We start from the raw sequence: 21,047 nt of genomic DNA on the forward strand, positions 1-21,047 counted from the left end.
ACGAAATCGATAAGATCAGAGTTACATATGGTGCCTGTGGGTAAGTCGGGGAAGGCGGGGGAAACGGTGAGCATGGGCTTTGCTCCTGTTGAAAGATTGGTCGGGCTGGACGAATTGTCGCCAGTGTGGAAGCAGCTCCCGTTCCTGGTCTTTTACGTAGCTGCGATGGTCATGAGCACCTTCATCCCCACGTTGACCGTCAGCGACGGGCCCGTACTCCTCGGAGGGGCGGCGCTGACTATTGCGGCAACCGTGGTGGCATTCGTGCTTTCCCGGCCCAAGCTGGTCCAATACTCCGCGGTGGTGCCGGCGATTGACTTCTTCGCGGCTGGAGCTTTGCGCCATGGCACCGAGGCGAGCCATTCAATCTATGCCTCGATCGTGCTGGTTCCGGTCCTTTGGTTCGCATCGTTGGACGGCCGGAGGCACGTCGGATACGCCTCTGCGGGAGCGATCGTCGCGATCATGGTTCCCTTCGCGTTGGGAAGCACCATTGAGGACAACCCCAATGAGTTGTCCCGCGGAATCTACAGCACGATTATTTTCGCCCTGGCGGCCGCCGTGGTGAATGAACTAGCGCGCAGGGCCCGGCGCCGGTTGCGCACCGCGAAGAAGCAGGCAGCCGCAGCAGCGGAGGAGTTGAGCGCCGCCGCGCAGATCCAACGATTCCTCCTCCCCCGCAACGCGGCACCGCTGCCGGGATACCAGACAGCGGGGATCTGTATTCCATCAAAGGCCGTGGGCGGTGACTTCTTCGACTGGTACCTGATAGATGACGGACTTGCCTTCACCCTCGGAGATGTCATGGGTAAAGGTGCCGGCGCCGGCATGATCGCCGCCACGGCGAGGGCCGTGGTGCGCAGCGCGCGCAACAGCGATGATCCCGTGACTGCCATGACTCTCACCTCGGACTTCCTCGCCACGGACCTGAGCCAAGCGGGTTCATTCGCCACTCTCTTCCATGCCCGCTTGAGGTCTGCGGACGGTCGGGTCATCTTTTCCGACGCCGGCCACGGACTCACGCTGCTTGTCCGGGCCAACGGCACTTGGGAGCGGCTCGCCTCCCGCGACATGCCGGTAGGCCTCATGCCGGATGCCACGTGGAAATCCGCCGAAATCGTGCTCGGCCAAGGTGACATGATGGTGTGCTTCAGCGACGGAGTCCTCGACCTCTACGACGGCACCTTGTCCGCGATCGATGAAGTGGGCCGCCTCGCAGCCAAAGCCCGGTCCGCCCAGGACATTGTTGACGCCGTCAGCGATCTCGCTTTGGAAAGCGGCAATCCCGACGACGTCACTGTCCTCGCGGTGCGGCGTGATCGCCGGGATCCAAACCGCTCAGGGGCAGCGCCTGAAGGACGCGAGCGCCGCGCCGGGAGGATGCAGGTTTCATGAAGCTGTTGATCGTCCGGGTTTTCGTCTCGCTGACCATATTGACCGGGGTCAACTACATTGCGTGGCGGTGGTTCGCTTCGCTGAACTGGGATGCCTGGTGGATCGCCGTCCCGCTCGTTGCGGCCGAAACATACAGCTTGGTGGACGTGTTCCTCTTCGGCATGACGGTGTGGCGTTTGAAAATACGCAAGGCACCGGATGCCCCGCCCCCGGATGCCACGGTGGACGTTTTCATCACCACTTACAACGAGCCCATGGACCTGGTCATGACCACGGCCCTCGCGGCGAAGAGGATCCGGCACCCGCACACTACTTGGATCCTGGACGACGGGAACCGCCCGGAGTTCCGCGAGGCCGCCGCGGAGCATGGCCTCGGCTATGTGACCCGGGGGCCTGACTGGGCGGGCATGCCCCGGCACGCCAAGGCCGGCAATCTGAACAACGCCCTGATGATGACCGACGGCGAGTTCCTGCTGATCCTGGACGCGGACCAGATCCCGGAGCCGGAAATCCTGGACCGAACCCTCGGCTATTTCAACGATCCGAAGGTGGCGCTGGTCCAGACCCCGCAGTACTTCAGCAACGTCCCGGCTGACGATCCTCTGGGCAGCCAGGCTCCCCTGTTCTACGGGCCTATCCAGCAAGGCAAGGACGGCTGGAACGCGGCGTTTTTCTGCGGTTCAAACGCAATCCTGCGCCGCGAAGCACTGATGCAACTTGGTCTGTCCGGGTATGTGAAGGAGACCGAGAAGAGCATCCGCCGGGCCCTGGGTGCCGCACGGGCGGCGATCCAAAAGGCCCGCAAAACGGCCGAGGAAGGTTCGGAGCTGCTCTTTTCTGTCCTTGACGAGGTCGAGTCGGCAACGACGGATGCCCAAGCGCAATTGGATGCGGGCCAATCGCTGAGCGAGATCACGTACCGCACCCGTCGCCGGGTGGACAACGCCGTGCAATTGTTGGTGGCCGCGGACGTCTCGGCGCTGCAAGCAGACCTCGAAGAGATCGCGGCGATGGCGCCGGTGGAGGTAGGTGCATCGGGAGTTCCCGTGGTGACCGAGGATGCTGTGCAGCGGATGGCGCAACGGGACTGGTCGCCGCTCGGTGCGTTGGAATCGGTGCAGGCGGTGCTGGATGCGTTATCGGTGGAGCGCATGGACGAGGCCCAGCCGATCATGCCTCTGGCCACCATTTCGGTGACCGAGGACATGGCCACGGCCATGCGGATGCATGGCATGGGCTGGCGCAGCGTCTACCACCACGAAGTCCTCGCGTACGGCCTCGCGCCCGAGGACATCGGCACCATGCTGACCCAGCGGCTCCGTTGGGCGCAAGGCACCATCCAGGTGTTGCTGCGGGAAAATCCGCTGGTCCAACCTGGCCTGAAGTGGGGCCAGCGCTTGATGTATTTCGCGACCATGTGGAGTTACCTGAGCGGTTTCGCCGCCGTCGTATATTTCGCTGCACCTATCGTGTACTTGCTTTTCGGGGTCTTGCCGGTCAGCAGTTTGAGCTTCGACTTTTTCATCCGGTTCATTCCATTCATGGTGGTGAACCAGTTGTTGTTCGCCGTCGCCGGCAAGGGCATCCCCACCTGGCGCGGCCAGCAGTACAGCCTGGCGTTGTTCCCCACGTGGATCAAAGCGTGTACGACGGCGGCACGCAACGTGTGGTTCGGACGTCCACTGGGGTTCGCCGTCACCCCGAAAGACCGCCAGTCGGGTGGTCCGCGGTGGAGCTTGATCCGGCCGCAGATCATTGTTTCGGTATTGCTTGCCATTGCCGCACTGGTGGGCATCGCACGGCTTGTCGCCGGGCTGAACGAGCCGATCGGGACCTTGGTCAACGTGGTCTGGGTGGTATACGACCTGGTTGTCATGTCCATCCTGGCCAGGGCGGTCCTGTACCGGGGTTTCACGGACGAAGAGTCCGGAGAGAAGTCCACAAATAATTAGCCAACACCAGAAAGGACACAGGATGGATCTGAGCTATGAAGTAAAAGAGAGTTACGCGGAAATCAAGGCCGCTGGCCGGCTGAATATGGTTTCGGCGCCGAAGCTCCGCGAAATGGTGGCGGATGTCATCGCGGAGGGAACGTCGAGGATCGTGGTGAACCTCGAGGACACGGCCTTCATGGATTCCTCCGGGCTGGGCGCGCTCATCGGTTGCCTCAAGGCTGCCCGGCAGGCCGGCGGCGATCTTCGCATTGCCGCGGTCCAGCCGCAGGTTCAAATGGTTTTGGGCCTCACCAGCATGGACAAGGTGCTCACATCGCACCCATCAGCGGCGGAAGCTTTCAGCCATGACTGAGGACATCCTCACTCGCCGGACCCTCCGGCAGCCGGCCGAACCAGAGGCCGTGAACGCGGTCCATGAGGAGCTCGAGCAGCTCTGGGACGACGCCTCTTTCGTTCCGGACATGGACCGGATGACGTTCGCCACCGCCATCATCGAAGCTGCAAGCAACGTGGTGCAGCATGCCGTTCCCGAGGCCCAAACACCCGTGGAGCTCGGCGTCGAAATCAACGTGCGGCAATCCAGCCTCGAAGCGCGGATCAGTGCCTTCGGGGCCGAGAGCCCGGGCGAGCTGAACTCGGACGGCACCATGCCGGACGGCGATGCTGAGTCGGGTCGCGGCCTGGCCCTGATCCGCGCCCTTGTCACCACCGTGACGTTCACCAGGCAAGGCGCAACGAATACATGGATCCTGTCTAAAACGCCACTGCAAAGCTGAAGCCCCGCCGAAGCCGCCGGCGAAACGCTGACCGGGCCATTAGGTCCGCGGCAACAGCCGGCTTGCTGCCGCGGCGGCGAGTGCGACGACGGCCGCCAGGGAGAGGCTGACCAGCACCCCTTGGTGGGGATCGGGTCGGGCCAATAGTGCGCCGAAGACCGCGACGGCGAGTGCCCCGCCCGTCTGCCTGCTGGTATTGAACACGCCGCTTGCGGTGCCGGAGAGCTGCCCGGGAACGTGGTCGAGCAGTATTGAAGTGGTGGGCGGCATGATCAGCGGGGCGGACAGCCCGACGAGCACCATCGCGGCGGACAACACCCAGACGGGCGCCTGTTCGGGCGCGAGTGCGACGGCGGCGAGTCCCGCCGCCATGATCAGCAGCCCGGTGGTTGCCAGTCGGCGCGCGCCGAAGCGCCCGATGATCTTCGCAATGAACGGAGTGACGAAGGCTCCAATGGCCATCATGGGCAGGAACGCGATGCCTGTGGCAAGGGAGCTGAATCCCCTGTGCTGCTGGAGGTACAGGCTCATGACGAACGGAAGTCCATAAAAGCCGACCATGAACGCGAATCCAATTCCGGCGGATACGGCCATGGTGCGTGAGGTGGCCAGCACTCGTGGGACCATCGGATGGCGTCCGCGGCGCTGGGTCATCACGAAAGCCGCGAGGCTCAGGAACCCGATAGCAAAAGCCAGCAGGACGTGCGGGGCGGCGAGTCCCGATGCTCCTGCCTCGATGGTCGCGTAAGTTATGCCGCCCATGGCGAGGACCGCCGTCGCCTGCCCGGCCCAGTCGAACGGAACGTCCCGTTGCGGCGAGCGCCGCACCCGCGCGAGGAGGAGAAGGCCGATCACTCCGACCGGAAGGTTCACGAGGAAGATCAGCCGCCAGCTCAGCAGGTTGAGCAAGCCCCCGACGACGGGACCTGAGGAGGCGGCGATGGCACCTGCCGCGGCCCAGACGCCGATTGCGCGGGCGCGCTGCTTTGGGTCGCGGAATGTCTGCCCGATGAGGGCCATGGTGGTGGGCATCATGATCGCCGCGGCTGCACCTTGGATGAACCGGGCCGCGACGAGGGCGCCGAGGTTCGGGGCAAGGCCGCACGCGAGTGAGGCGATCACGAAGAGGCCCAGGCCGAAGCCGAAGGAGCGCCGGGCACCGAGGCGGTCGGAGACTGCCCCGGCCGTGAGGAGTAGCCCGGCGAACATGAGGGTGTAGCCGTCCACTACCCATTGGAGCCCGGTCATGCCTCCTCCGACGTCGTTCCTGATACTGGGGAGGGCTACGTTCACCACCACGGCGTCGAGGGTGATGACGAAGTTCCCAAGCGCCGCGGCGCCAAGCGCGGCCCGTTCCTGTCCTGGCACCGGGTTGGTGCGGGTTGCGGTGAGGTTGGTGGTCTCCACGGCTTTTCCTTGCTGATTGCGCGCCGATGTTGTTTCCTGCGCTGGGTTCCTTTCCATGGAACGGCGATCGCTGTGCCGATGGGAGGGGGCTGTTCATACTGGTTCTGGCAGAACCTCCCTGAGCTTGGCGGGCTGCGCTTAACGTTGGTCCATGGACAATCGGACGGACGTGCGCGACTTCCTGGTTTCGCGCCGGGGGCGAATCACCCCTGAGATGGCCGGCCTCACCGTGTATGGCGGGTATCGCCGTGTGCAGGGGTTGCGGCGCGAGGAGGCCGCGATGCTCGTGGGCGTGAGCGTGGACTATTACACGCGGCTCGAGCGCGGGAACCTGTCCGGGGTGTCGGAGGGCGTGCTTGAAGCGCTGGCCCGCGGCTTGCGGCTCAACGACGACGAACGGGACCACTTGTTCGCCCTTGCCCGCACCGCCAACGCTTCCTCCCAGGCGCGTTCCCGGGAGTACCGGCCGAAGACCCAGGCGCGGGTCCGGCCCAGCATCCAGTTCGTGCTCGATTCCATCACGGATGCTCCGGCGTTCGTCAGGAACGGGCGCCGGGACATCCTTGCGGCCAATCATCTGGGCCGTGCCTTGTACGCCCAAATGTTCGAAGACCCCGTGCATCCGGCCAATTCGGCGCGCTACGCGTTCCTTGACCCCCGCGCCCGCGATTTCTATTGCGATTGGAACCTCGCGGCGAACAACATCGTGGCCATCCTGCGCTCGGAGTCGGGCCGTAACCCGTACGACAAAGCCTTGGCCGATCTGGTGGGCAGCCTGTCAATGCGCAGCGAGGACTTCCGCGTCCGGTGGGCTGCCCATGACGTGCGGCATCATTACTCGGGCAGGAAGGAATACCACCATCCTGTGGTGGGCGACATCAGTCTCTTGTTCGAAGCGATGCATCTCGCCGAGGATCCGGGGCTGACGCTTGCTGTGTATCCGGCCGAGCCGGGTTCGGCATCGGAGGAATCGCTTCGGCTGCTCTCCGCGTGGGCGCCGGCAGTCCAGGTTGCAGACCGTACGGGCGTAAAGCCTTCATGAAGAACTGGGTGACGGGACGAGCCACCCGCCTGCCCAGTCCTTCACTTCGCTGTCGGATGGTGTGGCCGGCCATACCGCGTGGCCGGCCACAGACATCGCTCGGCGGGTCCCCGAAGCAATGTCCCGCGTCCGGAATTCTCAGGGGGGCTGAAGCATCGGGACGGACCATCCGGGGGCGGATCCCCCACAAGCAAAACTATGGCCGGATCACCCCGTTAGGTGCTCCAAAGGCCCCTACTGAGTGGTAATCAGCACCAAATTGAGTGTCCGCAGAGGGCAACACTCACACGAGGGACCGAGCAGGTGATTGCACACGAGGGCGTCAATCCGCACCTGCAGGATGCCCGCGCCAGCCCGTACGCTCCTTTGCCAGCGCCACAGCGGTTTCACTCATTTCGTCTGCGAGCTTCAGCGCGTCGTAGGCACCCACGAATGTGTCGCCACTGAATGCTGTGACGCGTGTCCCGTCTTGGGTCTCATCCACAAGGAAATGAACGAATGGCTGAACCTTCATATGCCGGGCGGCGTCGCGGTGTCGCCAATCCCCTTGCCACTCACGGCGTATCTCCACCCAGACGTCAGAGTTCTCGGTTTTCACATCCATCCCCTGCTCACGGAAGAGGCGAACCAGAGCTTCGGTGGTCTCTTCGTGGGATCTGGCGACCGCCCACTGGTCCTCGTTCCGAAAGTGGTGACGGCTGGGTTTGAACTGGATATAAATCGCAACGACCGTCAGAACCGGCCACGTCGCGACCGTGTAGAGCTTTTGGGGCTCCTCCTTCAGCTCAAGTACGAAGACCGCAATGCCAAAAAGCACGATGACGACCAGCGCTATCGCGCGCCAAGTGCTGCGCATCGGCACCAATTCGCCGGCGCCACCCCTGCCGGAGATCATGAAAATTCCGAGGCCGAGAGCCAGCAGCCCCTGAAGTCCCGGAATGAGCGAGAGGGCAATTTCATGACTCAGGTCCACACCGGACAGAAAGATAAGGCCTGCAGGCGCCGTCGAGAGTACACACATAATCAATCCGGCAACGATCCGGATCCTTTTCTCCCGCGCCGTTGGTTTCATTCCCGAATCATCGTCCCGTCACCCCTGATCTCACGGTTTAGCATCCTCAGCAGTAAGCTCCAGGAACTTGCCCGCGCGCCGGAAGTCACGTAGGGCATAGGCTTGGCCAGCCATCGCTGTAACCAACGCAGCTGCCATCAGCCACCAAAATACGATATGGCCGCCGCTGTCCTGAGCAAACAAGAACAATGGAACTGTCGGCGAGTAGATCAGCTGGGTTGCGAGGCGTCTTCGGAGTTGTACCGCGGCGGCCCGCTTGACGACAAGGTGTTCCGGCTCAATGCCTGCCTTCCCAGTGATCTGCCGCCGGAGGTGCTTTTTCTCCTGACGCTCAAGCGAAGTCAGGACATCGATCTTGTCATTTTCGACGGCGGTGTCGATTCTCTTCGCGATGTAGCCAAAGCTTCCGACTAGTGAACAAACGCCCGCAAGAAGCCAGCCAAGTGTCAGAAAGTTGAGTCCATCTCGGTACGTACCGCCGGTGAGAACAACCTCGCCCCAGGCCACGAGTGCCAGAAGAACCACAGGCCCTATCGGGAAATAGATCGTGTAATAAGCCTTCAGTGCACGCTCCAGGCCTTTGTCCCGCACACCTCGGGCACTTCGGGTAGCTCTTGCCCACCGATCATCGGATTTGGCCATGAGATCATCAAGCCCGCTCATGCTCCCCCCATCGACTGCTTCGACGCCGACAGCCGCCCCTGTCCCTGAGCCTGCCAACAGGTTCGTCGTCAAAAAAGAGTGTCGAATACCTGTTTGCAGAGCTGTAGCTACCGGAACATCGACCGTTAGCCCCCGGCAACGGCAGCGGAGCATGCTCCGCCTTGTTAACTTTGCGGCCCTGCGATTGCCTTGTAGCCTGCCCTAAAATTGCGAATACGAAAACATGAATATTGGGGGATATAACAGGATGACGGAATCAAGAGAGGCCACTCGTGCCTTTACCGCGCACAGGGAACACGAAGAAGAGCCAAAAGAAGCACCGACAGGGCCCGTGGCAGCGGAATTTCCGTTCTTTAGCTCGATGGTGAGCCACGACTGGGAAGCACTCGGTTACCCGAGCCAGAAAGTGGCACGGTTCTGGGACACCAGCAGGAGTGGATCACGACAAGGTGTGGATCCACCGACCTTCAAGCCACCATCCCGCCGAAGGACGAAACATCCGCCTTGACCTAGCAACGTTCTGGGACCACTTTTCAGGACGGGCAATTCACTTTAGGAATCCGCTGCCGCCGACAACTTCAAAGGAAGCATCGCCGGCCGTGAGCCAGCGGACTTAATACTCAATTTCGTCAAAGTGACCACTCAATTTGACTAGATCTCACACTCATTGACATTGGCTCGACCTTACGATACCCCCAGGGCGGCACCGATCCTGATAATTCCACATTCATAGAAGACAGGACCTCTAGCCGGACCTTCAGTTGAAATCTATATTTGGGGAGTCGATTTTCGATGAAGAAGATATCAACCTTGGCTCAATCCGCGATGGTTGCGGCTTTGGTATTAGGTGTGACGGTTACCGGTGTAGGAGCCGCAAATGCGGCATCGCCTCAAACCGTGGCAACGTCATCCCATAATGGAGAGCCGCCTTCGAGCGAGTCTGGAGTCATCAGCACCGTTGAGCCCGGGACCACCACCATACGGTCACAGTCGGGCACTCAGGTAATTGGAATTTCGGTACCGGGTAGCTCCGCCGAGGCCACTCCGGCTGAGCTGAAGGGCGTTCCGGACGGCCATTTCGTCGGCGAAGGTGCCCCTATCTTGTCCACCCGCCTATCGGAAGCGGCGACAACAACCTACGAGACCCAAAGCGGCTCGCAAACACTGATTACTATCGAGTCACCCAAGGCTTCTCGGGATTACCGTTTCCCTTTGGCACTGCCGCCCGGCGCCTCAGCCAAGGTTGAGGCTGACGGCTCGGTCTTGATTCGAGACGACTCAGGACGAGTCACGGGTGCATTTGTCGCCCCCTGGGCATTCGATGCGAACGGGAACTCCGTGCCCACATCATTCTCCATCAACGAGGGCTCACTTGTTCAGCATGTTGAATTCAATCCGGCAACGGCATTTCCTGTAACGGCCGACCCAACGAGCATTCAGTGGGTCCCGTGGCCAGTGCTCGCCATCAGTGGCGCCGAATTGAGAGTCCTTGTTGGCCTGTCCACAGCAGTATTCGTTGGCGGTGCTTGGTCGGGTTGCACATTCAGCAAACTGACAGGCCCGGCGGCAAAGATCGTAAGCATGATTTGCAAGGTGACCGGTGCAGGGGGAGTCGCATCTGCCGTCGCTATCATCAGCAATTCCTACAGAAATGCAAACCTCATTGGCGGAAAATGCTACGGCGTGAGTCTCACTAACCCCTCCGCCCCTCTCCGGGACATGCCGTCAAGAGACTGCGGACTCTGAGGGAGGTCACCATGAATTGGTTTCGTTGCGCTCATCCACCGATTTTCACTGCATCGTTGGCGCCCCTCTTTATGAGCAATTGGGATGTTTGGATCCGAATCCTCCTGCCCCTCCTGGCTCTGGCCTCGTACGTGATCAATGAAATAGTCCTACACCGAAAAGAGAAAGCCGCACTCGCGCGTGCGGCGGAACTCGATAAAAGGGACGCGATGATGCACGCGTATCGCGAACCACATCCGTAATCGTTCCCTATCCCGTGTGACTTACAAGTGGGGTGGCGCACTCTGGTGCGGCACCCCACATGTAATTAAGTTCTCGGCGAGAGCTGGTGCGGAACACATGCTCAAGATCGACTCTGGGTCCGTCCGTCGTACCATCAATCGCGGGGTCACGTACGGCCCATTTGAGGGCCTCAAATGGGCCGTACGTGACCCCGCGTTGCGCCGTTGCCATCGTCTTTGGGACGGGTTAGCCGAGCTGTGCGCCCTTGTTCTCGTGCTTCTGGACGGTGGTGCCCGCGAGGGTGGCCCAGTCCTTGACGTAGCTCGGCTTCATTATTGGCGGGCGGGTTTCTCTGCCGGGGAGGTGGTGGCACCGGACAGGTAGCTCAGGCATGCGGTGTATTCGGCCATGACGTCGTCGAAGTCCCGCAACCGGGGCGCTGCGGCAGGATCGGTGACCGGGTGGATGAGCTGTGGCTGGCAGCTGCGTTTTCCCGTGGTCAAAGTGGCGATGCCCCAGTCCGTCGTGGCGGGACTGGTGGTGATCCCTACTCCTTCGAAGGGATCCGCGAGGAGGTTCCGCGCGACGGATGCCCAAGCCAGGAGGTGGAACTTCCGGGCGGCGTCGTGGTGGATTTCCTCCCCGTGCGTGAGTGCCTCGTGCGCTTTGGCGGCGAGGTTGTCCCATTCCTTGGCGGAACGCACGAGCAAGTGCGCGGCGAGGGTTTTTTCCTGAAGTTCTTCTAGCAGGGTCAAAGGTTTGGTCCTTCTTCGAGTCAATGAATGCGCGGTATGGATGTGTCCCGGTTGCGCGGCTCAGGCGGCGGGGGTGTGGATGACCTGTCCGGCATAGGCGAAGCCTCCACCGAAGCCAAAGAGCAGAACGGGGGCGTTGGGCGGAAGGTCGCCGTTGCGGATGAGTTTGGCCAGGGCGATCGGGATGCTGGCCGAGGACGTGTTCCCGGAAGTCACGACGTCACACGCGGTGATTTCCGCCGGGATGCCCAGTTGCTTGGCGAGGGGCTCGATGATGCGAAGGTTGGCCTGGTGGGGGACGAACCCTGCGAGCTCTTCAGGCCGGACGCCGGCAACCTCGCACGCAGCCAGGGCGTGTTTGGCTGCCTCGCTGATGGCCCAGCGGAACACGGACATGCCTTCTTGCTGGAAACGCATGCCGGGCTCCTCGATCCGGACCGCGCTGGACAGGGCAGGCACTGAACCCCAATGGACCGGCCCGACCCCGGACGTGGAGGATGCGGTGAGAACGAGCGCGCCCGCGCCGTCGCCGACCAAGACGCAGGTGGTGCGGTCGGTCCAGTCGGTGAAGTCACTGAGTTTCTCGGCGCCGATCACCAGCGCGGTTGTTGCCGCGCCTGAGCGGATGGCTTGGTCTGCGACGGCGAGGGCATGGGTGAATCCCGAGCAGGCGGCGTTCAGATCAAACACGGCTGGACTGTTTGCCCCGAGCGCTGCCGAGACCCGCCCCGCAGTGCTGGGCGAACGGTCCTGGGCCGTGGTGGTGGCCACGACGATCAGGTCAAGGTCTTCGGCGCTGATTCCGGCGTGGCCAAGCGCGTCCTGCCCTGCACGGATGGCCATGTCCGCAACGGTTTCGGTGTCGGCGATCCGGCGTTCCCGGATACCAACCCGGGTGCGGATCCATTCATCGCTGGTCTCCACCAGCCCGCTCAGCTCTTCATTGTCCAGGATCCTGGAGGGCTGGTACGAGCCGGCTCCGAGAAGACGGGAACCTCCGGCGGTGCGGGATGGTCGGGGGTGGATCGGTGCTTTCATCGTGACTCCTGAATCTGGCAGATGGCGTGGGGGTTCGCGGCAAATCGGCCGAGCGGTGCCGTTTCGTGGGCCGTGGCAGCCGCGCCCCGGTGTTCAAGGGGTTGCCCTGGTGTCTTCATTCCCGGGGCTTTCTTCCAGGGCGAGGATGTTTCATCCGCCCGTAACGGTGCCAGGGCGCGGTCCTGGACGGTTGACGTGGCTGCGGGCGTGTTCGACGGCCCGTGCGAGGTCCGTGAAGAGGTGTTTGTGGTGGCGCAGGGAATCGATGACGCCAACCTTGGTGACCAGCCGCAGGTGACGGTCTTGGACACCCTTGATCAGAACCGTGATACCGCGCCGTTCCAGCGCTTGAACCATCTCGGTGATGACCCGGGCGCCGGTCGCGTCCAGGATCTGCAGCTGGGACATCCGGATGATCACAACATCGACGTTGCTGATCTCATTGACCCGGTCCAGGACGCGTTCGGCGGCGGCGAAAAACAAGGCGCCGTCGAGGCGGAACACCGCAATGTGTTCATCCCCGTCCAGGGCAGGGCCAGGAATTTCTTCACGGTGCACTCCGGACGAACGCACCAGGGAACGCAGAGCGAAGAACGCCGACACGGCGATTCCGATTTCCACGGCCTCGATCAGATCGAACGAGACCGTGATTACGGCGGTAGTAAAGAACACGACGGTATCGGCACGGGTGGAACCGATCACGGCCCGCAGCGCGGGCAGGGACACCATTCGGATGGCGGTGACCATGAGAACGCCGGCGAGTGCTGCCAGAGGGATCCGGGAAACCACGGTGGTGGCAAGATAAACCACTGCCAGCAGTACGAGGGCGTGGGTCAGGGCAGCGAGTCGGGTCCTGCCCCCGGATCGGATGTTCACCGCGGTCCGGGCAATCGCACCGGTGGCCGGCATGCCGCCGAAAAATCCGGACGCGATGGACGCCAAGCCTTGGCCTAGCAGTTCCCGGTCCGCATCGTATGGGCCGGTATCGGAGATCGAGGCCGCGACACGGGCCGAAAGGAGCGACTCGATCGCAGCAAGCGCGGCAATCGTTGCGGCCGGCCCGGCCAGTGCCGTCACCGTACCCGGATCCAAGACGGGCAGGAGCGGTGTCGGCAGGGAGCCAGGTAGCGCTCCGATCCGTGCCACCGGAAGGGAAAACACCTCAGCGATGAGGCCGGCAAGAACGATTGCCACCAGGGAAGCCGGAATGCGCGGATGGATCCGGGGAGCGGCGACCATGACCGCCGCGACCACCCCCACCAGCGCCAGGGCCGGCACGGCGCCACCCCAATCCACCCCGTCCAGGGCCTGAAGAGCGAAAACTGCGGCGTTCGTTGACCTCCCCGCGCTCGAGGCAAACGCCGCCGGGATCTGTTGCAGGAAAATGATCACCGCGATCCCGACCGTAAAACCCTCGATCACCGGCCAGGGAATGAAGGACACCACCCTGCCAAGCTTCAACACACCGGCGATGAGCACGATCACCCCGGCCAGGACCGTGACCGCGGCCAACGCTCCCGGCCCATGGGCGGCGATGATCGGGGCCAGGACCACCACCATGGCTCCGGTCGGGCCCGAGACCTGCACATGAGAGCCGCCGAACACGGCGGCGACCAGCCCGGCGACCACCGCCGTGATCAGGCCGCTGGCAGCGCCGGCACCGGAACTGACTCCGAACGCCAATGCCAACGGCAGCGCCACGATGCCCACCGTCATACCGGCCAGCAAATCCACCCGCCACGAGACGGGCAAGAGGGCGTAATCCGCGCGGCCAGGCAACAGCGCCCGGGCCACGGAAAGTACTTTCACTTCGAACCGGCCGGCGCAGCGATCGCGTCAGAGGATTCCAGTTGGTCCCGCGTCGTGCGCAAAATCTCACCCAGCAGAGAACGGGCCACCGTCAACAGCTCGGCAACCTGCGGATACGCCAAGGAATAAAACATCTGCAAGGCCCGGCGCTCGGAAACGACCAAGTGGTAGCGGCGCAGCACCGACAAGTGCTGAGACAGGTGCGACGCCTCCAGACCCGTGGCGGACAACAAGTCCGTTACCGACACCTCGGGTGCTTCCGAAAGGAGCTCCAGCACCCGGATGCGCACCGGATGCGCCAGGCCCTTGAACAGGTTCGCCTTGACCTCGTACAACGGGGCTCGAAAATCCGAAAACACCACCCCACCGTCACCACCCTTCAATTTACTATTTGATGGATCCATCATCCAATATATCCAGGGAAGAGCAAAAGCGTCTAGGAAACGGGCGCAAGCGGGGCATGAGCGGCGCCTGATCGTGGGCCGGGCCACGAAGTATCGTTGTCCGGCGTTCATGCCGTCGCCTCGTTAGCCCCAACCCCACCCACCACCCCCAAGTCGCGTTACCCGAACCCCACCCAGCCAACTGAAATCAGCGGGAGCTATGATCCCGGCATGGGGAACTACAAAGCGGGATACCTGGCTCGGGATGAACGCCGCGAGCGCCGGAAGCGGTTCCAGCAGAAGCTGGCCTACGTGGGGCTGGGCATCCTGGCCGCCGCCACCGTCGTGGTGGTCACGTTCGCGCTGCGCCACTGAGCCAAGGGACACCTGAAGCCAAAGCACCAACTCAACCACCCGCCGTCGTGATCCATTCGGAAACGTAACCTACTTGCCCGTCAAGAACCCGTTCGGGATAGCCTTAAATGGTGGGGGATACTGGGTGGGTTCGCCGGGTGCTTGTTGTCGAAGATCAACCGCTCATGCGCGCGCTCGTTGCCGAGGCCCTCAAGGGCGCTGAATTCGAAGTTCACCCCTGCGCGTCCGCGGCTGACGCTATCTCTGCCTTCTCCACCATTGATCCCGATGTCCTTGTCACGGACATCGATCTGGGTTCCCGGCCGAATGGTGTGGAGCTGGCGCAGATCGCGAAGGCGCTTTCGCCTGGGTGCGCGGTGGTTTTCCTCACCAATTACCCGTCGGACGCTGCTTTTCCTGATTTGCCGCCTGGCTCGACGTTCGTGAACAAGTCGTCACTCGATTCGGTGGACGGACTTGTCGGCGCGGTGAGGTCGACACTTCAGGACCACGCGGTGACCGTGACGCCGCCTTCGACCACCGAGGCCGCGAAGATCGGCGAGCTGACAACCGTGCAAATGGATATCCTGCGCCTGATTTCGGAGGGCTGGTCCAATGCGGAAATCGCCAATCAGCGCGGCAGCAGTGTCCGCGCTGTGGAGAAGGCGGTATCGCGCACGTTCGAGGCCCTCGGCGTGAACCGGAGTCCGAGCGTCAATCCGCGGGTTGCCGCGGCGGCGTTGTACGCGCGGGTTTTCGGGTGGCCGGCCCCGGACGATCGTTCCACATGAGCGGCCGCTCCCCCGCACGCTGGGTTCGTGCGATCGGCAGCAGGAATGCGTTGAGCCTGTGGTCGTGGCTGCTGACTTTGCCCATTGCGCTGACGGTGATGAACATGTTCCTCGGGACGAACACGGCGGTGGAGGAGGGAGCCGGGACGGCGCTCATCTTTGCTGCGCACCTGGTGCTCGGGCTTCTGGGCATCCTCCTCCGCCCTTTGATCGCGGCGCGCTTCAGCCTGGAAGGCAGGGTGACGACGTCGTTCGTCGCCTTCGCGTTCTTGGGCGCCTGCCGCCCGCTCCTGGTAGCCGGTGCTGCGCGGGGTTTGAACATCGCCGACCTCAGCGAGGACCTGTGGGCGCGTGTCCTCATCAATGCGGCGGCGGCCATGGTGGTTCTCCCGGTGATCGCGGTCCTGGTGGATTCCGTCCGCGGGCACGCCGTGCTCGAACGCCGCCTCCGGAAGGCGCGCGCAACTATCCAGGCGCAGCTCGGGTTCGACGAGGACCAGTTGCGCTCAATTCGCAGCAGCTATGTCGGCGAACTTTCAGGGCGCCTCGAGGCGGCTTTTTCGGAGAGTACGACGGCGGCCCTCGACCGTTCGGGGGCTTCTCATCTTTTGCGGACAATCGCCGACGAGGTGGTCCGGCCCATGAGCCATCGACTCTTCCACGACGATACGCCGTGGCCGGTCCAAGCAGCCGCTCCCCATTCACCTTCCCGTGCTGAGAGCCTGCGCGGCTTGGTGAGTTCCATCAGGCCTGCGCCTGTTGGATTGCCGGTCTTGCTTTTCGCCATTCTTATCGGAGTGCGTCTCCTGACGATCTACAGCTTCCAGTTCCTGCTGGTCCAGTGGGCCGCAGCTGGGGTGTTACTCCTCGCCGGCAACATCGCCGCTGCCCGGATGACGCGGAGAATCACGAGTACTGTGCGGCGGCTTTCCGTCATGGTTCTTTGCTACGCCGGTTCGACTGCTGTTTCAGCGTCGTTGTCCTGCCTGCTGCAGGACATGTTCGGTTTTGCACCGGTCTTTTACTGGAATGCCCTGTGGGCCTACCCGCTGACCGCGTTCACGGTGGCGGTTCTTCAAGCTGCCGACCGGCAGCGAAGAAGGCATGAGCTCAGGTTGGCGAACTCCCTGAACCAGCAACTCAAGCTCGCCGACAGAACCCACCAACAACTGCTACATACACGGCGAAGGGTGGCCCGGATCCTGCATAACAGCGTGCAGGGAAACCTGATCGCGAATGCCCTTGCATTGACTGGGCCCTCCAGGGGTTTTAGCGGCGACGATCTTTCCTCTGTCAGGGATATCCTGTCCCAGGCGGTGAACAATGCGCAGGACGAGATCCTCGCGGAGCCTACCGAAACAACAGCAAACTCCGTTTTCCGGATCCAGGAGCTTCTCGGTACCTGGGAGCGGGTTCTAAGCCTGACGTGCGAGGTCGAGCCCGAAGTCTGGGCCCTGTGCGACGACGACCCCGCCAGGGCCGACGCGATCATCGAGGTGTTGTCTGAAGGCTTCACGAACGCCATCCGACACGGCGAAGGCAACAGCGTCCGGGTGTCGATGTCGACGCCCGATTCAGGCCAGTCTCCTCGGACTGCAGGCAGGATCCTGGTAACCATCAGCTCGCCGGGCCGGCTCCAACCCCAGCCCGGCCTGAGCCTCGGGATGACGACACTTCAGACCCTGGTTCCGGAGCTGACGCTGAGCGAGGAAGACAACAACGTGGTGCTGCGGGTTGTTGTTCCGTGAGGTGGAGGCACGGAGTCCATGGCGACGGCGGGAAGGCCGATCCCTGTCGGGCTCATCGGGTTCTCTCAAAATAGAAAAATAATCAATTACAAAGCAGGCTGATGATTTCCTCAGGCAAGGAATTCGACTCACCACACCATCAAATCGCCGGTGATAGCCCCTGGAAAATGCAAGCTTTTCTCTAAGGTTCCCTTAATTCCAGCGTCTTTCCTTTTGTCGCCAAGATGAGGTTTTTGGGTACTTGGTTCCAGACCTGACATTCGGCCCGACTAGCCCGAACTCATGAGCCTTGCTTCGCCGACACCTCTATAGTTGCCCGTCATTACCGGCGTCTAAGCTCGATCCACCACTCGCACGGCCCGGCCACACTGATCGGCAATTGCTTGGATTTATTGGCGTATTGGCGAGTAAGGAGGGAATTGGCAGCGTACGAAAGTGCGTACCTAAATGCAAGCGAGCAAGTACCGAGGGCGAAAAGTCGCGTACTACCTACTGTGGTTTAGGCACTTCCAGACATTTAGCGTTCTACACGTACTGATTAACCAGTGAGGATCCGGAAGGAACCGTCGACTTCTAGGGCGAGTGCCACTGCAACCAGCCTGGCTAATCAACTGGTCTTGTGATGTCTTCTGGGATTTGGTGGTGAACCATGTATAAGGAATCTGGGGTAGAAGAGACGCCGCTGACGGACGGCCGGCGCATAAGGCGGCGAGGACTCTTCCTTGGCGCTCTGGCAACCGCGACAACGGGAGCTTTGGCTGTATCAGGCTTCGATGCGACTCCTGCTGAGGCCATGGAACCGTCAGCATCGATCAGCAGTCTGCCTGACCTTTCTTCGACTATTGAGACAGAGGTGGCAACTCCGGGCAAGCTTGCAAGGGACGCTCTCGACACGGTATTTTCGCCGGTCAACGGTGGAAACACGACGAACGGTCGTGCCCTCTCCCTGGACACGCCAACTTTCGATGGGTCGTTTGCGTTTTCAAAAATCAGCAACAATCAGGACGGGCTTATCGCCGTCCGAAACTTGTCAGTCTCTGGGGGATTCGGAGGCCAAGTGGGCCAAGGTGGCAACATCTCCTACTTCAAGGCTATTGGCATAGCAGCACACCACGATGGACCTGGCAACTACGACCATTTTTGGGGATCGGTGCAACACGACGGAACCCGAGAGGCTGGGATGTTCATAGGCGACATCACCGGTCGGCGGGGCGGCAACGTGTATGGCGGCCATTTTCGGGTCCAGTCAGAGACGACCGCGCCCCCATACTTGGTCGGATTGGCATTGGAACTGATCCCGAATGTGCCAAAATCAAGTCAATTAATGAAAATACTGGGGGCGGGGATACCTGCAAATTCACCGACTACGTCGGTCACTCTCACGACGGCAGAGCAGTTGACTTCTGGGACAAACTTATCATTTGTCGCAGCTGACTCCTCAGTCGTAGTGGCTTACGTTTCCTCGACCATGTCCGCGCCTTCAAATGCTATACCCGTAACCAGTTTCACTACTGCATCGCCAATCTTAAGCGGGAGCAAGGTCACTGTTGGTGTCAACTCAACCTACCTAGGACTAGATATCCAGAATAATGGTTCCCAGGCGACTTCGGCTGCCGTCTCAGTGTCACACCACGGGACAGCGACCACTCCGTTCGTGTTCGGTCTGAACTTCGATTCATCAGCTGCATCAGCGAACGGCACGGCGATTATGATCGGCGGTTCATGGGGCAGCGGGGTCAACATGAACGCGAACACAATCACGCAGGCTAGCTCCATTGTCGCCGTCGGCTCCTCGCCAAACAGAGACGTCCGCCTGGTTGACAACCTGCTTCTCGACAACGCGCGGCACATCAAATTCAAGGACTCCAACGGCGTTGGCCAAAAGGCGATTGGAGCAACATCGTCAAACAACCTGCGATTCAAGCTCATCTCCGGCGGCACACAATTTGAGTTTTACGACTCGTCCGAAACTATTCTTTTAGCGCGAATTGCTAGTTCGGGACGCGCGGATTTTTCACTTGCGGGCGTCACAACGAAGTACACCTCTAGTGCAACGCAACCGGCATACCTTACCGACGGTCAAGTTGAAGTCTGGCACGACACCGGCTCAGGCACTGACTACTTGGTCGTGAATGTCCACGGTGTTTCAAAGAAAGTAGCACTCTCATGAACAAGCTCAGAATTTCGCACCTCGTCGTCCAGCCCGTGCTAGTTCTCGACGATGGAGAGGAGTTAACATCTGGCCCTCAACTTGAGGCCGCACCAGTTTCCATCTCACAGATTGAGGACTATGTCGCCCGGCTGAGGGAATTTGTATCCCAGCAGAACGCGACTAGCGGCCTCAATATGTAGCAAATTCCGCACATGTCGAGCTATGACTGCGTGGCTAGCACGCTACCCCGGTGCCCTTCAAAAGAGCACACCCCTACATATCCGCCAACGCCGTCCCCGGATTCTCGATCGCATCCGCTACGTACCTGAGGAATCCTGCGGCGGTCTCGCCGTCGCACACCCTGTGGTCGAACGCCAACGTCAGCTCAGTCACCTTACGGACGGCCAACTGACCATCGACCACCCACGGCTTATCGATGATTCGGCCGAGGCCGAGCATCGCGACCTCAGGGTAGTTGATGATCGCCGCCGAACCGTCAACTCCGAACACTCCGTAGTTGTTCAGGGTGAACGTTCCGCTGGCCAATTCCGTTGGTGTAGCTTTACCGTCCCGCGCGACGGCGGTCAGCCTGCGGATTTCCGCGTCGAGTTCCCGTGCGCTCATCAAGTGAGCATTCCGGACGGAAGGCACCACGAGGCCTCGATCTGTTTGGGCGGCAAAACCGAGATTGATTCCGTCGAAGGCTACGATCTCCTGTGTCTCTCCGCCGGCAGCGTCTTCAGTGGTGACGATTCGAGTGTTGAGTTCTGGGAATTTTTTTAGCCCGGCTGTGACGAAACGAGCGATGAAGGCAAGCAGCCCGGGAGTCGTCTGGGCATCCTTCTTCTTGAGTTCGGCGCGCATGTCCAGAAGGGCAGTAGCATCGACATCTACCCAAACGGTCGCCTCGGGGATCTCCGACCGGCTGCGGGTCATGTTCGCCGCAACAGCCTTCCGTACGCCGCGGACAGGCGTACGGGATGCGACAACCAAGCCCGTTCTTGCGTCCAGCGTCGAATCTTCGGTTCGGGATTCAACCTCCGGGCGCGGTGGTGTAGGCGACGCGACCGCCGGTTCGGCGATAGCGGCCTCGACGTCGCGGCGAAGAATGAGCCCGCTCTCCCCCGAGCCAGCTACGGAGTCGAGAGAAACACCGTGATCCCGTGCCATTTTCCGGACCAGCGGTGAGATCACTGCCGAGAGCTTCCCCGGAATCCGCGTCCGCGCCAAGGACAAGTCGGCAAAGTCAGGAGTCGCGGCCACAGCCACGGCAGAAGCGCTAACCTTCCGTGGCCGGGTGCGCCGAGCCTCACCACTGCCGGAGGTTCCGTACCCGATAAGGACGTTTCCGGACCCAGCCTTCTCCTCGGTCCTGTAAGCCTCCGCTTCCACCGAAGCTGCAGATGGGGCAGGCGCCGGGGCGGCGGGCGCCTGTGTATCAGCCGGCAACGCGGCCTCCGGAGAAGAGGACCCAGCCGGAACCAGGGCACCAACCGGAGCCACCGAGATCAGCGGTTTGCCAACTTCGAGCGTTTGACCGGTTTCACCGTGCAGCGTGGCGACAATGCCCGCATAGGGCGACGGCACTTCCACCATGGACTTCGCGGTTTCCACTTCGGCGATCGGCTGATCTACCCGGATCTCGTCGCCGACTGCCACAAGCCAGTTCACGAGCTCGGCTTCAGTGAGTCCCTCGCCCAGGTCCGGAAGGCGGAATACCTGCAAATCTGCGCTCATAG

At 61.7% G+C, this 21,047-nt stretch carries 17 protein-coding genes; 9 read left to right on the forward strand and 8 right to left on the reverse strand.

Annotation, left to right across the window (positions count from 1 at the left end):
- Positions 1–72: 72 nt before the first annotated feature.
- Genes ABCW42_RS16515 through ABCW42_RS16530 form a run of 4 tightly spaced genes read left to right on the forward strand, consistent with a single transcriptional unit; the run spans position 73 to position 4,126 of the window.
- On the forward strand, positions 73–1,395 hold the full coding sequence (locus ABCW42_RS16515) for a PP2C family protein-serine/threonine phosphatase (protein WP_423184927.1): 1,323 nt from the start codon (positions 73–75) through the stop codon (positions 1,393–1,395).
- A complete protein-coding gene (locus ABCW42_RS16520) occupies positions 1,392–3,347 on the forward strand; it encodes a glycosyltransferase family 2 protein (RefSeq protein WP_423182205.1) in 1,956 nt (651 codons plus the stop codon). The genes ABCW42_RS16515 and ABCW42_RS16520 overlap by 4 nt, the downstream gene beginning before the upstream one ends.
- A 22-nt stretch (positions 3,348–3,369) precedes the next feature.
- A complete protein-coding gene (locus ABCW42_RS16525) occupies positions 3,370–3,702 on the forward strand; it encodes an STAS domain-containing protein (RefSeq protein WP_423182206.1) in 333 nt (110 codons plus the stop codon).
- Entirely contained in the window at positions 3,695–4,126 is a 432-nt protein-coding gene (locus tag ABCW42_RS16530; protein WP_423182207.1) for an ATP-binding protein, read from the forward strand. The genes ABCW42_RS16525 and ABCW42_RS16530 overlap by 8 nt, the downstream gene beginning before the upstream one ends.
- A 39-nt stretch (positions 4,127–4,165) precedes the next feature.
- Here the strand turns inward: ABCW42_RS16530 and ABCW42_RS16535 are convergent, their stop codons facing one another.
- Positions 4,166–5,533 (reverse strand): MFS transporter, encoded by a 1,368-nt coding sequence (locus tag ABCW42_RS16535; protein ID WP_423182208.1) that lies wholly within the window; start codon positions 5,531–5,533, stop codon positions 4,166–4,168.
- A gap of 151 nt (positions 5,534–5,684) precedes the next feature.
- Between ABCW42_RS16535 and ABCW42_RS16540 the strand changes: the two genes are divergently transcribed.
- Positions 5,685–6,575, forward strand: coding sequence for a helix-turn-helix transcriptional regulator (locus ABCW42_RS16540; RefSeq protein WP_423182209.1), 891 nt, complete (start codon positions 5,685–5,687; stop codon positions 6,573–6,575).
- Positions 6,576–6,897: 322 nt separating this feature from the next.
- Here the strand turns inward: ABCW42_RS16540 and ABCW42_RS16545 are convergent, their stop codons facing one another.
- The 6 genes from ABCW42_RS16545 to ABCW42_RS16570 form a co-directional block, all read right to left on the reverse strand.
- Positions 6,898–7,647 (reverse strand): hypothetical protein, encoded by a 750-nt coding sequence (locus tag ABCW42_RS16545; RefSeq protein ID WP_423182210.1) that lies wholly within the window; start codon positions 7,645–7,647, stop codon positions 6,898–6,900.
- 30 nt (positions 7,648–7,677) lie between these two features.
- Positions 7,678–8,310, reverse strand: coding sequence for a hypothetical protein (locus tag ABCW42_RS16550; RefSeq protein WP_423182211.1), 633 nt, complete (start codon positions 8,308–8,310; stop codon positions 7,678–7,680).
- Positions 8,311–10,610: 2,300 nt separating this feature from the next.
- Entirely contained in the window at positions 10,611–11,033 is a 423-nt protein-coding gene (locus tag ABCW42_RS16555; protein WP_423182212.1) for a hypothetical protein, read from the reverse strand.
- A 60-nt stretch (positions 11,034–11,093) separates the two neighbouring features.
- Positions 11,094–12,071, reverse strand: a complete 978-nt coding sequence (locus ABCW42_RS16560) for a beta-ketoacyl-ACP synthase III (protein WP_423182213.1) — start codon at positions 12,069–12,071, stop codon at positions 11,094–11,096.
- A 150-nt stretch (positions 12,072–12,221) separates the two neighbouring features.
- Entirely contained in the window at positions 12,222–13,865 is a 1,644-nt protein-coding gene (locus ABCW42_RS16565; RefSeq protein ID WP_423182214.1) for a SulP family inorganic anion transporter, read from the reverse strand.
- Between the two features lie 11 nt (positions 13,866–13,876).
- Entirely contained in the window at positions 13,877–14,287 is a 411-nt protein-coding gene (locus ABCW42_RS16570; protein ID WP_423182215.1) for an ArsR/SmtB family transcription factor, read from the reverse strand.
- A 207-nt stretch (positions 14,288–14,494) separates the two neighbouring features.
- On the opposite strand from ABCW42_RS16570, the gene ABCW42_RS16575 reads away from it, so the two are divergent.
- The 4 genes from ABCW42_RS16575 to ABCW42_RS16590 all read left to right on the forward strand — a co-directional run bounded on the left by ABCW42_RS16575 (position 14,495) and on the right by ABCW42_RS16590 (position 19,326).
- A complete protein-coding gene (locus tag ABCW42_RS16575; protein WP_423182216.1) occupies positions 14,495–14,638 on the forward strand; it encodes a hypothetical protein in 144 nt (47 codons plus the stop codon).
- Between the two features lie 164 nt (positions 14,639–14,802).
- Complete coding sequence (locus tag ABCW42_RS16580) at positions 14,803–15,408, forward strand: DNA-binding response regulator (protein ID WP_423182217.1); 606 nt, start codon at positions 14,803–14,805, stop codon at positions 15,406–15,408.
- Entirely contained in the window at positions 15,405–17,156 is a 1,752-nt protein-coding gene (locus ABCW42_RS16585; RefSeq protein WP_423182218.1) for a hypothetical protein, read from the forward strand. Before ABCW42_RS16580 ends, ABCW42_RS16585 begins: the two co-directional genes overlap by 4 nt.
- A gap of 649 nt (positions 17,157–17,805) precedes the next feature.
- Entirely contained in the window at positions 17,806–19,326 is a 1,521-nt protein-coding gene (locus ABCW42_RS16590; RefSeq protein WP_423182219.1) for a hypothetical protein, read from the forward strand.
- A 255-nt stretch (positions 19,327–19,581) separates the two neighbouring features.
- On the opposite strand, the gene ABCW42_RS16595 is transcribed toward ABCW42_RS16590, so the two are convergent.
- Entirely contained in the window at positions 19,582–21,045 is a 1,464-nt protein-coding gene (locus ABCW42_RS16595; RefSeq protein ID WP_423182220.1) for a dihydrolipoamide acetyltransferase family protein, read from the reverse strand.
- Positions 21,046–21,047 lie beyond the last annotated feature (2 nt).

It is taken from the genome of Arthrobacter sp. NyZ413, from assembly GCF_049390645.1.
In the GTDB taxonomy this organism is placed as follows: domain Bacteria; phylum Actinomycetota; class Actinomycetes; order Actinomycetales; family Micrococcaceae; genus Arthrobacter.

Excerpts from the sequence above, each read along its gene's own strand:
- ABCW42_RS16515 (WP_423184927.1), top strand. The coding sequence starts at position 73 with ATGGGCTTTGCTCCTGTTGAAAGATTGGTCGGGCTGGACGAATTGTCG.
- ABCW42_RS16520 (WP_423182205.1), top strand. The coding sequence starts at position 1,392 with ATGAAGCTGTTGATCGTCCGGGTTTTCGTCTCGCTGACCATATTGACC.
- ABCW42_RS16525 (WP_423182206.1), top strand. The coding sequence starts at position 3,370 with ATGGATCTGAGCTATGAAGTAAAAGAGAGTTACGCGGAAATCAAGGCC.
- ABCW42_RS16530 (WP_423182207.1), top strand. The coding sequence starts at position 3,695 with ATGACTGAGGACATCCTCACTCGCCGGACCCTCCGGCAGCCGGCCGAA.
- ABCW42_RS16540 (WP_423182209.1), top strand. The coding sequence starts at position 5,685 with ATGGACAATCGGACGGACGTGCGCGACTTCCTGGTTTCGCGCCGGGGG.
- ABCW42_RS16545 (WP_423182210.1), bottom strand. The coding sequence starts at position 7,647 with ATGAAACCAACGGCGCGGGAGAAAAGGATCCGGATCGTTGCCGGATTG.
- ABCW42_RS16550 (WP_423182211.1), bottom strand. The coding sequence starts at position 8,310 with ATGAGCGGGCTTGATGATCTCATGGCCAAATCCGATGATCGGTGGGCA.
- ABCW42_RS16560 (WP_423182213.1), bottom strand. The coding sequence starts at position 12,071 with ATGAAAGCACCGATCCACCCCCGACCATCCCGCACCGCCGGAGGTTCC.
- ABCW42_RS16570 (WP_423182215.1), bottom strand. The coding sequence starts at position 14,287 with ATGATGGATCCATCAAATAGTAAATTGAAGGGTGGTGACGGTGGGGTG.
- ABCW42_RS16575 (WP_423182216.1), top strand. The coding sequence starts at position 14,495 with ATGGGGAACTACAAAGCGGGATACCTGGCTCGGGATGAACGCCGCGAG.
- ABCW42_RS16580 (WP_423182217.1), top strand. The coding sequence starts at position 14,803 with ATGCGCGCGCTCGTTGCCGAGGCCCTCAAGGGCGCTGAATTCGAAGTT.
- ABCW42_RS16585 (WP_423182218.1), top strand. The coding sequence starts at position 15,405 with ATGAGCGGCCGCTCCCCCGCACGCTGGGTTCGTGCGATCGGCAGCAGG.
- ABCW42_RS16590 (WP_423182219.1), top strand. The coding sequence starts at position 17,806 with ATGTATAAGGAATCTGGGGTAGAAGAGACGCCGCTGACGGACGGCCGG.
- ABCW42_RS16595 (WP_423182220.1), bottom strand. The coding sequence starts at position 21,045 with ATGAGCGCAGATTTGCAGGTATTCCGCCTTCCGGACCTGGGCGAGGGA.